This is a genomic window from Sphingomonas sp. Ag1 (assembly GCF_000980895.1).
GTDB lineage: Bacteria > Pseudomonadota > Alphaproteobacteria > Sphingomonadales > Sphingomonadaceae > Sphingomonas > Sphingomonas panaciterrae.
Genome location: NZ_LAZX01000089.1, coordinates 24,176 through 38,769 on the forward strand (window position 1 = coordinate 24,176; position 14,594 = coordinate 38,769).

Annotated in this window: 15 protein-coding genes; 10 read left to right on the forward strand and 5 right to left on the reverse strand. The window is 68.6% G+C overall.

What is annotated here, in order from left to right; genetic code table 11:
• Positions 1-2 precede the first annotated feature (2 nt).
• Positions 3-482 (reverse strand): Lrp/AsnC family transcriptional regulator, encoded by a 480-nt coding sequence (locus tag XM50_RS08285; RefSeq protein WP_046408844.1) that lies wholly within the window; start codon positions 480-482, stop codon positions 3-5.
• A 208-nt stretch (positions 483-690) separates the two neighbouring features.
• Between XM50_RS08285 and XM50_RS08290 the strand changes: the two genes are divergently transcribed.
• The 7 genes from XM50_RS08290 to XM50_RS08315 all read left to right on the forward strand — a co-directional run bounded on the left by XM50_RS08290 (position 691) and on the right by XM50_RS08315 (position 6,004).
• Complete coding sequence (locus XM50_RS08290) at positions 691-2,331, forward strand: sensor histidine kinase (protein ID WP_231621910.1); 1,641 nt, start codon at positions 691-693, stop codon at positions 2,329-2,331.
• Positions 2,328-3,407 (forward strand): polysaccharide deacetylase family protein, encoded by a 1,080-nt coding sequence (locus XM50_RS08295; RefSeq protein WP_231621904.1) that lies wholly within the window; start codon positions 2,328-2,330, stop codon positions 3,405-3,407. The genes XM50_RS08290 and XM50_RS08295 overlap by 4 nt, the downstream gene beginning before the upstream one ends.
• A 92-nt stretch (positions 3,408-3,499) precedes the next feature.
• Positions 3,500-3,985 carry a copper chaperone PCu(A)C gene (locus XM50_RS08300; RefSeq protein ID WP_046408847.1) on the forward strand — a complete coding sequence of 162 codons (486 nt, stop codon included), beginning with the start codon at positions 3,500-3,502 and terminating at the stop codon, positions 3,983-3,985.
• Positions 3,982-4,584 carry an SCO family protein gene (locus XM50_RS08305; RefSeq protein WP_046408848.1) on the forward strand — a complete coding sequence of 201 codons (603 nt, stop codon included), beginning with the start codon at positions 3,982-3,984 and terminating at the stop codon, positions 4,582-4,584. The genes XM50_RS08300 and XM50_RS08305 overlap by 4 nt, the downstream gene beginning before the upstream one ends.
• Positions 4,577-5,077, forward strand: a complete 501-nt coding sequence (locus tag XM50_RS08310) for a copper uptake system-associated protein (RefSeq protein ID WP_156167205.1) — start codon at positions 4,577-4,579, stop codon at positions 5,075-5,077. The genes XM50_RS08305 and XM50_RS08310 overlap by 8 nt, the downstream gene beginning before the upstream one ends.
• Positions 5,078-5,282: 205 nt before the next feature.
• Positions 5,283-5,456 carry a DUF465 domain-containing protein gene (locus XM50_RS19630; protein WP_082102880.1) on the forward strand — a complete coding sequence of 58 codons (174 nt, stop codon included), beginning with the start codon at positions 5,283-5,285 and terminating at the stop codon, positions 5,454-5,456.
• A 104-nt stretch (positions 5,457-5,560) separates the two neighbouring features.
• On the forward strand, positions 5,561-6,004 hold the full coding sequence (locus tag XM50_RS08315) for a hypothetical protein (protein WP_046408849.1): 444 nt from the start codon (positions 5,561-5,563) through the stop codon (positions 6,002-6,004).
• Between the two features lie 176 nt (positions 6,005-6,180).
• On the opposite strand, the gene XM50_RS08320 is transcribed toward XM50_RS08315, so the two are convergent.
• From XM50_RS08320 to XM50_RS08330, 3 genes are read right to left on the reverse strand one after another with little or no spacing between them, the layout of a single operon-like run.
• Positions 6,181-7,557: an efflux transporter outer membrane subunit gene (locus XM50_RS08320; RefSeq protein WP_046408850.1), complete on the reverse strand. Its 1,377-nt coding sequence runs from the start codon at positions 7,555-7,557 to the stop codon at positions 6,181-6,183.
• 10 nt (positions 7,558-7,567) lie between these two features.
• Positions 7,568-8,728, reverse strand: a complete 1,161-nt coding sequence (locus XM50_RS08325) for an HlyD family secretion protein (protein ID WP_082102882.1) — start codon at positions 8,726-8,728, stop codon at positions 7,568-7,570.
• Complete coding sequence (locus XM50_RS08330) at positions 8,725-10,395, reverse strand: MFS transporter (RefSeq protein ID WP_046408852.1); 1,671 nt, start codon at positions 10,393-10,395, stop codon at positions 8,725-8,727. Before XM50_RS08330 ends, XM50_RS08325 begins: the two co-directional genes overlap by 4 nt.
• 288 nt (positions 10,396-10,683) lie before the next feature.
• Between XM50_RS08330 and XM50_RS20070 the strand changes: the two genes are divergently transcribed.
• The 3 genes from XM50_RS20070 to XM50_RS08345 are packed head-to-tail and all read left to right on the forward strand — an operon-like array spanning position 10,684 to position 12,677.
• Positions 10,684-11,484 (forward strand): TlpA family protein disulfide reductase, encoded by an 801-nt coding sequence (locus XM50_RS20070; RefSeq protein ID WP_197075468.1) that lies wholly within the window; start codon positions 10,684-10,686, stop codon positions 11,482-11,484.
• Entirely contained in the window at positions 11,484-12,122 is a 639-nt protein-coding gene (locus tag XM50_RS08340) for a DsbA family protein (RefSeq protein ID WP_046408853.1), read from the forward strand. The genes XM50_RS20070 and XM50_RS08340 overlap by 1 nt, the downstream gene beginning before the upstream one ends.
• A gap of 60 nt (positions 12,123-12,182) precedes the next feature.
• On the forward strand, positions 12,183-12,677 hold the full coding sequence (locus XM50_RS08345) for a nucleoside deaminase (RefSeq protein ID WP_046408854.1): 495 nt from the start codon (positions 12,183-12,185) through the stop codon (positions 12,675-12,677).
• Between the two features lie 6 nt (positions 12,678-12,683).
• On the opposite strand, the gene XM50_RS08350 is transcribed toward XM50_RS08345, so the two are convergent.
• On the reverse strand, positions 12,684-14,480 hold the full coding sequence (locus XM50_RS08350) for an SLC13 family permease (RefSeq protein ID WP_046408855.1): 1,797 nt from the start codon (positions 14,478-14,480) through the stop codon (positions 12,684-12,686).
• Positions 14,481-14,594 lie beyond the last annotated feature (114 nt).

Genomic DNA, 14,594 nt, shown 5'->3' on the forward strand with positions numbered 1-14,594 from the left:
CGCTACTCCACCTCATCCTCGATCACGATCGGTACGCCCGGCTGCGCCTTTGCCGTGCGGATCGTGAGCGAGGATTTCACGCTGGCGACGTTGGGGGCCGCGGTGAGATGCGTCGTCAGGATGCGCTGGAAGGATTCCAGGTCCGAGGCGACGATCTTCAGGATGAAGTCGATCTCCCCGTTCAGCATGTGGCATTCGCGTACCTCGGGAATGCCCGCCACGTGCCGTTCGAAGGCTGCCAGGTCGTGTTCGGCCTGGCTGCGCAAACTGACCATCGCGAAGACGGTGATCGGGAAGCCGAGCAACGCGGGTTCGCAATTGGCGTGATAGCCGCGGATCACCCCCGCCTGTTCCAGCGATCGCACCCGACGAAGGCATGGCGGGGCGGTCAGCCCGACCTTCTCCGCCAGGTCAACGTTGGTCATCCGGCCATCTTCCTGGAGCAGTGCGAGGATCCGCCGATCGATCCGGTCAAGCACCATGCGCGCTTTCCGCACGCAGCTTTTCTATCAAGAACATGCCCGGTCCTATAGTTTAGTTGCGTGAGAACGCAATTGTCTCACCGTATGACAAGTGTGTGATTCTGTTGCTTGCGATCATCACCGTGTAGGGTAGGAGGCAAGTGACGCGGCGGTTGGTCGCTGCGACGAGACGGGGAAGTGTGTGCGGTTCGACGATAGTCTCAAGACTGTGTTGGCTGCGGATTCCTCCACCGCGTTCGGCGCGCAGGCGACGTTCCGCCAGCTTGCCGACCTGATCGCCCGGGGCAGGGTGCAGCCCGAAGCGGAGACGATCGGCCGCTTGCGGGCATTGCGCGGCCTGGTTCCGGCCGCCGTGCGCGCGGCCGCGGCCCGCAGCCTTGCGCTGGGCCAGCCACCGGCCGAACTGGTCGCCTTCTTTGCCGACGACGCGCCCGAGATTGCATCGGCGGCGCTGCGCGCGGCGCAGTTGCCGGCCGAGGGATGGCTGGCGATGATCCCGCAGCTGGGGCCGGTGGGTCGGGCGGCGCTGCGCCGGCGCGACGATCTGCCGGCGAGCGTGGTCCGCGCGCTGGAGGCATTCGGATCGACCGATTTCTCGCTTGGATATGATGGCGCGGCGATCCCGGCGGACGAGACGGTTGCGGCCTTGCCGGCCGGGGCCGCTGAGGTGGCCGAGCTGAACGAGGTCGTGCTGGATCTGCCCCCGCCGCCCGAGCCGCGCGACACCGGCGGTTTCGAGATTTCCGAGCTCGTTGACCGGATCGCCAGTTTCCAGCGCGCGCGCGGGCCGGTGAAGCCGGCGCCGCGGCTGCGCGTGGTGGACACGTTCCGCTTCGAAACCGGGCCCGATGGGGTCATCAGCTGGACCGACGCGATGCCGCGCGGCGCGCTGGTCGGCCTGTCGTTGATGCTGCCGGGCAGCGGCACGGCGCAGGTCGATGGCGTGGTGAGCAGCGCGATCCGGGCGCGCACCAGTTTCACCGATGCGCGGTTGTCGCTGGAGGGCGGGGCGGCGCTGGCGGGTGAGTGGCGATTGTCGGCGACGCCGCTATTCGACCACGGCACGGGTCGCTTTGCCGGCTATCGCGGCAGCGCGCGTCGCCCGCGGCTGGACGAGCGCGCGCCGCCATCCAAGGGTGAAGGCAATGTCGAGGGGCTGCGCCGGCTGGTGCACGAACTGCGCACCCCGACCAATGCCATTGCCGGTTTCTCCGAGCTGATCGAATCGCAGCTGCTGGGGCCGGTCGCGCCGGTGTATCGTGAGCGGGCGGCGGCGATCCGCAGCCTCGCGGCGGACCTGATCGCGGCGATCGAGGACCTGGATCTCGCCGCGCGAATCGAGGGCGATGCGTTGCAGCTGCGCCCGGCGGCGGTGGTGCTTGCCCCGGTGCTGGAACGGATTGCGGCAGACCTGCAATCGCTGGCGACGATGCGCGGCTGCACGCTGACGATCGCGCCGATGGACGCCGCGATCGCCGTGGCATGCGACGATCGCGCCACGGAGCGGCTGCTGGGCCGCTTAATCGGGACCATCGTGTCGGCGGCGCAGCCGGACGAGGCGATCACCGTGACGGCAGGCGCCTCGGGGCTTCATACCTCCCTGGTGTCGGTGACGCTGCCCCGCGCGCTGGCCGACCTGTCCGAGGACGAACTGCTGACGCTGGATGCGGAGCGTGAGGCGGAACTGCCCGGCGCGCCGCTGCTGGGCACCGGCTTTGCGCTGCGGCTGGTGCGCAATCTGGCGGCGAGCCTGGGCGGGCAGATGATGATCACGGCCGACCGGATGGTGGTGTCGCTGCCCGCAGCGGCGGCCGGCACGCTGGGGCAGGCGGCGACCCACAAGGGGTGAGCAGCGGCGCCGCGAAAGGCTGGCGCGTACCGCCGCCGCCGCCAGCCGATTACATTGCATGGCCCCCGTCATTCGGCCGCCGGTTCATGGTGTTCGTCGATACCGAGGAGGAATTCGACTGGTCGGCGCCGTTCAGGCGCGACGCCATTGCGGTCGAGGCGATCACGGCGTTGCCCGACATGCACCGTCGCCTTGCCGACCACGGGGTCGCGCCCTGCTATCTGTGCGATTATCCGGTGGCGACCAGCGCGGCGGCGATCGATACGCTGCGCGGCCTGATCGCCGATGGGCGCAGCACGATCGGCGCGCAGCTGCATCCCTGGGTCAATCCGCCGCATGACGAGGCGCCGAGCGGCTGGGCGTCCTTTGCGGGCAACCTCGATCCCGCGCTGGTCGCGGCGAAGGTCGACCAACTGACCGCCGCGATAACGGCCGCGTTCGGGGCGCAGCCGCTGGCGTTTCGCACCGGGCGCTACGGCCTGGGGCCCGGCATGCCCGCGCTGCTGGCGGCGCGCGGCTATCGCGTCGAGACATCGATGCGCGCGCTGCATGACTATAGCGCCGCCGGCGGGCCGGATTTCAGCGCCATCGGCAGCGCTGCCTTTCGCCTGGCGCCCGAGGGGTTGATCGAGGTGCCGCTGACGACGCGCTATATCGGCGCGCTGCGCCGGGGCGGGGGAGCATTGCACCGGTTGGCAGGCAGAATACCGCGTGGCCGCGGCGTGATGGCGCGAACGGGGCTGTTGTCGCGCGTGCCGCTGTCGCCCGAGGGCGTGTCGTTCGGCGAGGCAGCGGCCGCGGTGCGCGAGGCGGTGGCGGCCGGCGAAAGACTGCTCACCTTTTCCTTCCATTCGCCAAGCCTGGTGCCGGGGAACACGCCCTATGTGCGCGACGCGGCAGGGCTGGCGCGTTTCCACGGCTGGTGGGACGACATGCTCGCGTTGCTGGAGCAGATGGAGGTGCGGCCGGTCAGCCTGACCGAGCTGATCGCGGCGGCGGACGATGCGGCACCACGCGGGCAGCATCGCCGGTCTGGGACAGAATGTCCAAGTGACCGGGGCGGGCAGGGTCGCTAGCAGCCGGGTGACAAGGATCGGCGACGCCATGCCCGCGGACGGCAGGACCCCTGCCACCGGCACTCTCGGCCGCGCCGACGCGAGGAGTTGCAATGACCCATCGATTTGCGCTGCCCCTGATCATGGCCTTCGCCAGCCTGTCGCTGCCGGCGGCGGCGCAGGATGTGCGCAAGGGTGACATCACCATTTCCCAGCCATGGTCGCGCGCCACGGCGCCGCGCGCCACCGTCGGCGCAGGCTATGCCCAGATCCGCAATGGCGGAAAGACGGCCGACCGGCTGATCAGCGTGTCAACGCCGCGGGCCGCGCGCGTCGAACTGCACAGCATGACGACCGAGAATGGCATCATGCGGATGCGACCGCTGAGCGGCGGCATTGCGCTGGCGCCCGGCGCGACGATCGCGCTGGCGCCCGGCGGTAACCACATCATGTTCATGGGCCTGACCGCGCCGCTGAAGCAGGGTGAGCGCGTGCCCGCGACGCTGCGCTTTGCCAAGGCGGGAGAGGTGAAGGTGGTCTTCACCGTCCGCGCCGCTGGTGCCGCCGCGCCGGCGCATCCGCATGGAGGCCATCAATGACCCGCCCTCGCATCCGCACCACGCATGTCACGGCGTTGCTGGCCGCGGCGCTCGCGCTGGGGACGGCGGCCTGTTCGTCGCCGGCGCCCGTCAAGGCTGACGAGGCGGCAGCGCAGAACGCGCCGGGCGGCGCCTTTCGCCTGGTGGATACCAGCGGCAAGACCGTCACCGAGCAGACGTTGAAGGGGAAGCCCTACGCGATCTTCTTCGGCTTCACGCGCTGCCCCGACATTTGCCCCACGTCGATGAACCGCATGGCGTTGCTTCACCAGAAACTGGGCGCGGACGGGGACAAGATGAACATCGTCTTCGTCTCGGTCGATCCCGAGCATGACAAGAGCGAGGATATCGCGGGCTTCCTGTCGATGTTCGACGCGCCGGTCATCGGCCTGACCGGGGAGCCGGCCGAGCTGAAGCGGATGGAGGAAGCGTACAAGATCTATGTCGAGCGCGTGCCGCTGCCCAATGGCGATTACACGATCGATCATACTGCGCGCATCCTGCTGTTCGATCGCAACGGCGAGTTCGCCACCACGATGGATGCCGCCGAGCCTGAGGACCGGGCGCTCGATCGGCTGCGAAAGCTGATCCGTGCTTAGGTGGGTGTTTCCGGCGCTGGCGCTGCTGCTCGCCGGCTGCGGGATCACCAACCCCGTGGTCGAGGAGCGCCGGGTGCGTGAGGCGACAGAGGCGCATTTCGGCAGCCCGCTGGCACCGATCGACGTCGGGCCGATTGTGGTGAGCGGCAACCATGCGCTGGCCGATTGGACACAGGGTGACTTTGGCGGCCGGGCGCTGTTCGAAATGGGCGACTATGGCTGGCAGCTGCTGCTGTGCAGCGGTGATTCGATGCGCAATGCCAGCAACCTGAAGCGCGCCGGCGTACCCGATTTCAACGCGACCTATATCGCCGATGAGCTGGCCAAGGCGGAATTGTCCGTCCCGGCCGAGCGGCTGGCGCGGATGAAGCGCTTCGTCGGGACGGCGGCCGATCATGAGGAATATCTGCGCTCGCTGGGCGAGGGGCAGGGCGCCGCCGGGACGGCGCCGTCGGATGGGCCCGAAGTGCGCGCAAATGCACCAAAGTCCTGAGGTTTGTGCAACAAAATGTAATGTTACCGGCGCTTGATATTTTGGCCCCAGGAATTAATTTCAACCGTGCGGACCGGGCCCCTCTGGCGCTCGTCTCAGGACGAACGTGATGTCGGACCGCATCGGGTTAGCTCGATGTAGGCCTGAGTCTGCCTCTTAACATCATCGCTGACCCGATCGTTCAATCTTTGATTGGAGAGAGGCGTTGAGTTTCCTTCGTTATAAATTGACCCAGTTGCATGCGCGGCTGGATGAGCAGATCCGCACCGAATTGACGCGACGCGCACCGGACGCCTTCCGCCTGCTGCGTCTGAAGTGGCTGCGGCTGCAGGTGAAGGACCGACTTCACGCCATGGCCTGGCAACCACAGGCGGCCTGATCCGCCAATTTTCCCACTGACGAGCGGCGGCGACGACGCCGCGCGATGCGGTTCGCGCGCCGACCCGGTCGGCGGCCGCTCGCCTTTACCTTTCAGGAACGATCATGACCTTTCTTGCCATTTTTGCAGCTGCCGCCGCCGCGGCGACCGGTGCCCCTGCGGCGACCCACAGCCTGTCGGTCGAACATGCGTCCGGCGCCGTGCAGGCCGATTATCGCGGTGACATCAAGATCCAGCAGAAGCAGGTGGGGGCAGTCGCCCCGCCGGGCCGCCCGTCCTCGCTGCGCTGCGTATGGACCGCCAATATGGAGGTGAACCGCACCGCGACCGGCGCTGGCGGCATGATGGCCTCGCGCAGCTTCGTCGAGAACAATGTCGCGAACGGCAGCCGTCCGGGCTGGTGCAACGCCAGCCGCAGCGCGATCCAGCAGGACGTGGCAAAGAAGGTCGGCGACACGCGCGCTTACCTCGCCAAGGCGGCCGATGCGGATCGCGCCGCGTTGATCGCCGATCTCGACAAGCTGGCGGCCACCCAGTCCGCCAGCTGAGACCAGTTCCCTGAGCGGTGCGCGCCTACCTCCCCCCCCGACGCGCCGCTCCTCCCTGGGCCCTCGCTCTCTGAGGCCGTATTGCCGGCTGCGTTGTACTCCCTTGCGGCGCAGCGACGGTGGCTCTCAGGGGGCGGGACGGGCCGCGGGTTTTCGGGTGCGCGCGATCAGCACGATCAGCCGGCGGGTTGATCCGCCGACCAGCCGCCGCCCATCGCCTGATAAAGCGCGACCACGCTGTTGATCTGGTCGGCGCGCAGCTGAACCAGGGTCAGATCGACGTTGAGCAAGGTGCGCTGCGCATCGAGCTGTTCCAGATAGGTCGCATAGCCCGCACGATAGCGGTTAATGGCGTGGCGCAGGGCCTCCGCCGTGGCGGTGCGCTGCGCCTCAAGCTCCCGCCGCTGCGCGGCGAGGCGGTCGACCGCGGCCAGATTATCCTCCACCTCGCGGAAGGCGGTGAGGGCGGTGCGCTGATAGGTGAAGGCCGCCTGGTCGCGCCGTGCCGCCGCCCCCTCTACATTGGCGGTGAGCCGCCCGCCCTGAAACAAGGGCGCAAGGATGCTGGCGCCGATCGACCAGATCGACACCGGATCGGCAAGCGCGGTCGACAAGGTGAGGCCAGCCGATCCGGTCAGCCGAAGCGAGGGGAGGAATTGCGCGCGAGCGGCGGCGAGCGAGGCGTCGGTCGCGGCAAGGCTGTATTCGGCCTGGGCGATATCGGGCCGGCGGCGCAGCAGATCGGATGGCAGGCCGGCGGGCACGCCGGGCGGGGCCAGCGCCGACAGCGGCCGCCCGCGCGGGATCGCGCGCGGGGTGACGCCGGTGAGGGTGCTCAGTGCGTTCTCCTGCCGCGTGATCGCCAGTTGCACCTGCGGCAGGATCTGCGTCGTGGCGCGATATTCCGCCTCCGCCTGGCGCAATTCGAGCTGCGAGGTGTAGCCGACGTCGGCGCGCGACTTGGCAAAGCGTAGTGCCTCCGCACGCGAGGTGATCGTCGCCTCTACCACGGCGCGGCGGGCGTCGAGCGCGCGCAGCGTGATGTAGCCGCTGGCGGTGGCGGCGGTGACCGACAGGAGCGCCGCGTCGCGCGCGGCGGCGGTGGCGGCGGTGGACTGGCGCGCGGCCTCCACCTGATTGCCGATGCGGCCGAACAGATCGACCTCATAGGCGGCCTGGAACAGCGGCTGCACACCGGTATTCTCGGCCGCGACCCCCAAGGGGTTGAGCGCGCGCGCCTCCGTCACGCCGACCCCGGCGTCGAGTGAGGGGAAGAGCTGCGCGCGGGCGAGCCGTTCGTTGGCGCGCGCCTCCTGCACACGCGCCGCAGCGATCGCGACGTCGGGGTTGTTGGCGCGCGCTTGTTCCACCAGCGTGTCGAGCACCGGATCGCCGAAGCGGCGCCACCAGTCGCCGTCGAGCGCGGCGCCGGCGGGCAGGGTGGTGCGCCATTGCAGTGGCGCGGTGATGCCGGCCGCCTCGGGCCGGGGCGGGTTGGGCGCGGCGCAGCCGGCAAGCGCAAGCAGGAGCGCGAGCGAAGAGCGTGTCCTCATCGTCTGGCGCCTACCTCGTCGCCGGGGCGGGCGCGCCGCTAGTATCGACCGCCGCCTCGACCGACATGCCGGGGCTGAGCCGTGGATACAGCGGGCTACGCTGATCCAGCGCGATGCGCACGGTGAGCCGCTGCGGCACCTTCACGAAATTGCCGGTCGCATTGTCCGGGCGGATGACGGAGAATTCGCTGCCCGCCGCCGGCGACAGCCGCTCGACCCGGCCGCGGATCTCGGCGCCGCCCAGCGCATCGACGTGCAGCACCGCGGGCTGGCCCGGGAAGATGCGCGCGGTCTGCGCTTCCTTGAAGTTGGCCGAGACCCAGACGGTCGGCGGGACGAGGAACATCAATTGCGTGCCAGCGGTGACATATTGGCCAAGGCGGACGGTGACTTCGCCGAGCTTCCCCGCCTGGGGCGCGCGGATGATGGTGTTGGCAAGGTCGATCTCGGCAAGGCGCAGCGCGGCGCGCGCGTTCGCCACCGCTGCCTCCAGGCCGCCGCGCCCGACGGTGACGGAGCGGACCTCCTGCTCGCCGATGGTGCGCTGCGCCTCCGCCTGGCGGACCGCCGCCTGCGCCTGCGCCAGCGCGGCGCGGGTCTGATCCTGCTCCCGCAGCGATACCGACCCCTGCGCCACCAGATCGTCGACGCGGCGCATGTCCGCCTGAGCGCGGGCAAGTTGCGCGCGGGCGCTGGCGATCGCGGCGTCCTGCCCACCCACGGCGGCACGGCGCGAGCGTTCGCTTTGTTGCGAGTTGGCGAGATTCGCGCGCTGCGTATCCAGCGCGGCGCGCGCCTGTTCGACCCGCTGGCGGTAGATGCGATCATCGATCCGGGCGAGCACCTGCCCCGCCTTCACCGTCTCGAAATCGCGCACCTCCACGCTGGTGACATAGCCGTTCACCTGCGGCGCGATGATCGTCGTCTGCCCGCGGACATAGGCATTGTCAGTCGTCTGCAGGCTACGGCGGAACGGCGGCAGGTCCCACGCCCACAGCGCGATCAGCGCGCCGGCGATCAGCAGCCCGACGAAGAACAATGTCGAGAGCAGGCCGCCGCGCGGCGGCGCCCAGCCGCGGCCACGATCAGGCTCGGGCGCGGTGGTTTCGACCGGATCCTCCAGCCGCTCCTCGGCCACCGCCTGGTCCCGGCGCGATGTCGCGTCATTCATTGTGCCGCATTCTCCCGCATCTTCTGCATCGCCGCGAGTTCCTCCGCCAACGGATTGATCCCGTGTATCTTCAGCCAGACCCACCGCCCGCCAAGCCACAGCACCACCAGCACGGCGAGGATGCCGACGCCGGTGAATACGTCGTTGAAGGCGAGGATGTTCGCCTCTCGCGTGACTTGCTGGCCGAAGAGGACGGCGCCCTCCGCCTGACGTAGCATCGGATCGCCCTCGACGCGGGCATAGGCGCCGCCAAGCTGCTGAAGCCGCTGCGTGACGAGCGGGTCGCCGGCGACGAGGCCGTGGACGATCTCCTGCGAATGGAGCCGCTCTCGCACGATCTGCACGGTGCCCAGGAACGCCGTGCCTGCGAGCCCGCCCACCGTCTGCGCAATGCCGAATACGGCCGAGAAGCTGACGATGTGGCTTGGCCCCTTTGAAATGGCGCGCAGGATGCCGACCATCGTGACGGGGCCCATCCAGAACAGGGCGGCAAAGGCGAGCAGCCCCTGGCTGAGATAGAAATTGCCCGGGCGGGTGAGGTTGGTCGCATCCGAATCCATGAAGGCCACCACGGCGATGATCATCGCCGACGCGACCACCTGCCACAGCAGATCCTTGGGATTCAGCAGCAGCACCCCGGCGGCAATCCCGGCGATCGAGCCCAGGAGGATGATGACGTTCAGCGTGACGAGCTGGTCATTGCCCATCCCCAGCGCGGTCAGCAGCCCGGTCGAGCCATAGGTCTGTTCGGACAGGAGCACCCGGATCGCGGCGACGATGATGATGAAGCGCAGCACGTTGCGCGTGCGCATCCAGCGCGTGTTGAGCAGCGGATTGGCGCGATTGTGCTCGATCAGCATCGCCGCGCCGATCAGGATGATCGCGGCGGCGGTCGCATAGCCGAGCCAGGCCGTGCTCCACCAGACGATGCGTCCCTGCACCAGCACCCCGCACAGGAGCGCCATGCCCGGCGCGAACAATGCGAAAGTGAGGAAATCGAGCTTCTCGAACGCCTGGAACCGCTCGCTTGGTGGCAGCCGCAGCAGCGCGACCGAGCCGAGGCACAGCAGCGTCAGGCCGAGTTCGAACACGAACAGGTTCTGGATGTCGCCATCCGCGAGCAGGAAGGGGGAGATGACCCGGGCGAGGGGCAGGCCAAGTTGTGCGAGGCCAAAGCCGATGATCATGCCCGACAGGCGCGCCGGGGCAGGCATCGCCTGCATGATGTAAAAGAAGCATAGCGTGGAGAGGCCGCTGCCGACGATCCCCGCCGCCGCGCGCGTCAGCAGTTCGACGCCATAGCTGTGGACGAACACCTGCAGGACGGTGACCGCGAGGAAGCCGGTCAGGAACACGCGATTGAAGCGCTGCAGCCCGAATTGCTGGCGGAATTTGATGAGCAACATGCTCATGCACACGCTGGTCATCGAATAGATCGCGCTGAGCCAGCCGCCTTCCACCGGGCTGAGCCCCAGCGAGCCCTGGATCTGCGGCAGATTGGCGAGCAGCAGGCCGTTGCTGAGCCCACCCGTCAGGCCCAGCAGCACGCCGATCGCGGCATAGGCGATCCGCCGCCCCATCGGATGGTCGGGCGTCGCCGGCGATCCGGGCAGGAAGGGCCGCTCGTGCGGCTTGAATTCATAGGGCGTGGTGGCGGTGGCGGGCATCTATCGGCGGACCGAACCAACAAAGCTTTGGTTCCAAGCTTTGTTGCTCACATGTGACGAAATGCTGCCATGCAGCGAAAGCGCCACAGCCTCAACCCAAGATGTTGCAGTGCACAATAAAGAATAAGGTGCTGAAAGGTGGCTTGATCGGCGGGGGTGCGACACCATGGGGGCGGGTGCGGGCTCGGTTGATCTGTTCTGCCCCGCGCCATAGTGACCGGCGGGCGGCACGCGGCCGCATCGATGACCGGTGCCCTGGCGCGCCTGACGACGACGAGGCGACCGGATATGGACGGCATATGGACGATCGGGCCAGTGATGATCGCGGCCGATCGTGCGCTGGCGATCGCGGCGATGTGGCTGTTCCTCGCGGCCGGCATGATGGTGGCGCGGCGCACGGGCGCGGCGGCCGAGCGCGCCGCGGGCGTGGCGCTGGTCGTCGGGATCGTGGCGGCGCGGCTTGGCTTCGTCGTGCAGCATCTGGACGCGTTTCGCGTCGAGCCATGGTCGGTCATCGCCATCTGGCAGGGCGGTTTTGCCCCGTGGATCGGCGTGATGGCGGCGGCGCTCACCCTGCTGCTGGCGCTGGGACGGCGCGGGGCGACGGCGTGGATGATCGCGGTGCTGGCCGTGCTGTCACTCGGCCACGCGGCGCTGAGCGCGGTCCTCGCCCCGGCGCCCCAGCCACTGCCACGCGGACTGACGCTGCATGATCTGGACGGAAAGCCAGTCGCGATCGATGCGCTGCGCGGCAAGCCGTTCGTGCTGAACCTGTGGGCCACCTGGTGCGGACCGTGCCGCCGCGAAATGCCGATGATCATCGATGTGGCGCGAGCGTCCGACACGCCGGTGCTGCTGATCAACCAGCGCGAGAGCGAGGCCGCCGTGCGGCGCTTCCTGGCGGCGGAGCGGCTGGCGGGGGACGCCGTGGTGCTCGATCCCACGAGCCATGTCGCTGCGGCCACGCGGGCGGGGGGCTATCCCACCACCGTGTTCGTCGACGCGGCGGGCCGGATCACCCGCCGCCACACGGGCGAAATCTCGCGCGCCAGCCTGATGGCCGCGATCGACGAACTGGAAGGAAGCTGATGGTCACTGGCCGTTTTCTTATGGTGCAGGCGCTGGCCGCGCTTGCTGTGGCCCTGACCGTTTCACCGGCGGTGACGGCGCAGAACATCACCTCCAACGCCGCGTCGCTGCATCGCCAGATCCAGAATGACAGCGTCGCCCCGACAGTCGCGCCGGCGGGTGCGGATGTGACGATGGTGGTGTTTTCCGATTATCAATGCCCCTATTGCCGCAAGGTCCACCCGGCGCTGGAGCAATTGCGGCGCGAGGACCCGAAGCTGCGCGTGGTGTATCGCGACTGGCCGGTGTTCGGCGCGGTCTCTCGCGAGGCGGCGCGGACGGCGATCGCGGCCAATTACCAGGGGCGGCACGCGGCGTTCAACAATGCGCTGATGCAGACGCAGGGCAGGATCACCAGCCAGTCGATCCGTATCGCCGCGGACCGGGCCGGCTTGGATTGGGCGCGGCTGCAGGCTGATCTCGTCAAGCATGACGAGGCGATCGACGCGGCGTTGGCACGTACCCACCGCTACGCCCGTGCGATCGGCCTGGCCGGCACGCCGGCGCTGGTGATCGGGCGCTACCTGCTGCCCGGCGCGGTCGAGCTGCCGACGCTGCGCGAGGCGGTCGCCGCCGCGCGGCGGGGGAACGCGGACTGACCCAGAACCAGCGCGGCCAATTGGTGCCTGACGCGTTGGGGCGGGGGAAAGGGCTGGCTGATGCGCAAGGACGATGATGAACGGTGGATGCGATTGGCGCTGGAGGTGGCGCGGTCGAAGGGGTCGCATCCCTCGACATCGCCGCTCGGATGCGTGATCGTCCTGGACGGCAAGGTCATTGCCGCGGAGCGCAACCAGACGCACGAATTGCCCGACGCGACCGCCCATGCCGAGATGATGGCGATCCGCCGCGCGTGCGAGGGGATCGGTGAGCTCGAACTGCGCGGCGCGACGCTTTATTCCACCCTGCAGCCGTGCGGGATGTGCACCATGGCGTCGATCTGGTCGAAGGTCGGGCGGGTCGTGTTCGGCGCGGGGCGTGATGACGTTCACCCGATGTATTTCGAGGCGAAGCATGTCGACACGCTGGCGTTCATTGCCGACGCGTATCGCGACGATATCGAGATCGAGGGCGGCTGCCTCGCGGCGGAATGTGCCGAGCTTTATTATGGGCCCGATGCCGACCTGCCCGAGGAGGAGCAGGCCAATCTGTAGCCGCGGTCAGGCGAGCGGCCAGAAGAACAGGATGAGCGGGGTGCCCAGCACCAGCACCAACAGTGAGAGCGGCGCGCCCAGCCGCGCATAATCCGCAAAACGGTATCCGCCCGGGCCCATCACCAGGGTATTGCACTGATGCCCGATCGGGGTGAGGAAATCACACCCCGCGCCGACCGCGGTCGCCATCAGGAACGCCTCCGGCCGATAGCCGAGATCGCCGGCGAATTGCGCGGCGATCGGCGCCATCACCAGCACTGTCGCGGCGTTGTTCAGGAACGGCGTCACCGCCATTGTCGCGGCGAGGATCAGCGCGACCGCGCCCCAGGCGGGCAGGGTGGTGGCGACATGGGCAAGGCCGGTCGCGATCACCTCCGACGCGCCCGTCGTTCGCAGCGTATCCGACACCGGGATCAATGCGCCGAGCATGATGAGGATCGGCCATTCGACATGGTCATAGGCCTCCCGCGGGCTGATCGCGCCCGTCGCCATGACAAGGCCCGCCGCGGCGAAGAAGGCGACGGCCACCGGCACCCAGCCCATTGCGGTCAGGAACATGGCGCCCCCTAGGACAAGGATCGGCAACCAGGTGGTGCGGCGCGAGCCCAACCGCAGGTCGCGTTCCGCCAGCGGCAGGCAGTCGAGCTGCCGCAATCTTTCGGGCATCGTATCAAGCGGGCCTTGCAGCACGACGACATCGCCGGCGCGCAGCACCGTGTTGGCGAGGCGGCGGGACAGCCGCTCGCCGCGGCGCGAGATCGCGACCAGGTTGACGCCGAACATCCGCTGGAGGTTGAGGCGGCCGGCGGTCTGCCCCTCCAGCATGCCGCCCATGTTGACCACCGCCTCAATCACGCCGATCTCGCCCGTGCTGCTGCCCTTGTCCTTGTCGCGCTGTTCCTGCGCCGCTTCGCGCCCCTCGCCCTCATAGGCGAGCCGATCGGTGGCGATCGCCCGCTCCAACGCGTCGGGCGCGCCGCTGAGGATCAGCGTGTCACCTTCCTCCAGCGTCATCGCCATGCCGGGCGCGCTGCGCAGCCCGGCGCGCAGCATCTGGGTGAGGACGATCTCGCCCTCGTGCCGATCAAGGAACGCCTGCACCGTCTCCCCGACTGCCGGCGACCCGGCGGGAAGCACTACTTCGGTGACATAGCCGGTGATATCCAGTGCCTCACCCATCGTCGCGGCGGCGCGGCGGTCGCGCGGGACGAGGCGATAGGCGAACCGCAGATAGACCAGGCCGATGACGAACAGCCCGAGGCCGACCGGTGTGTAGTCGAACATGCCGAACGGGTGCCCCGTCATCTGTTCGCGCACGCGGCTGACGATGATGTTCGGCGAGGTGCCGACGAGCGTCATCAGCCCACCGAGCAATGCGGCAAAGGACATCGGCATCAGGAAGACCGACGGGCTGGTATCGTTGCGCTTCGCCATCTGGAACGAGGCCGGCATCAGCATGGCAAGCGCGCCGATGTTCTTCACCAGCGCACTCGCGACCCCGACCGTCCCGGTGAGCACCAGCAGTTGCGAGCGGACCCGGGTGACGTGGCGGCTCACCTTGCGCAGCGCGCGTTCGAGCACGCCCGAGCGTTGCACCGCCCCCGAGATCACCAGCGCGGAGCCGACGATCACGACGATATCGTCGGAAAAGCCGCGAAACGCGTCCTCCGGCTTCACGATGCCGAGCAGCAACGCGGCGAGCAGCGCGATGATCGCGGTGACGTCATAGCGGAACCGCCCCCAGATGAAGAGCGCCATCATCCCCAGGAGCGTTGCGATGGAGAGGCTCTGGGGCAGTGTCATGGGCTTACCGGAAATGCGCGAACGTGGCTTTATCTCCGTGGGGAGGCGGCAAATTACGCGTTGGCGTCGGGCGGTCCGTGCTGCTGCGGCGCCAGCTTTTGTTTTGGGCGCGGC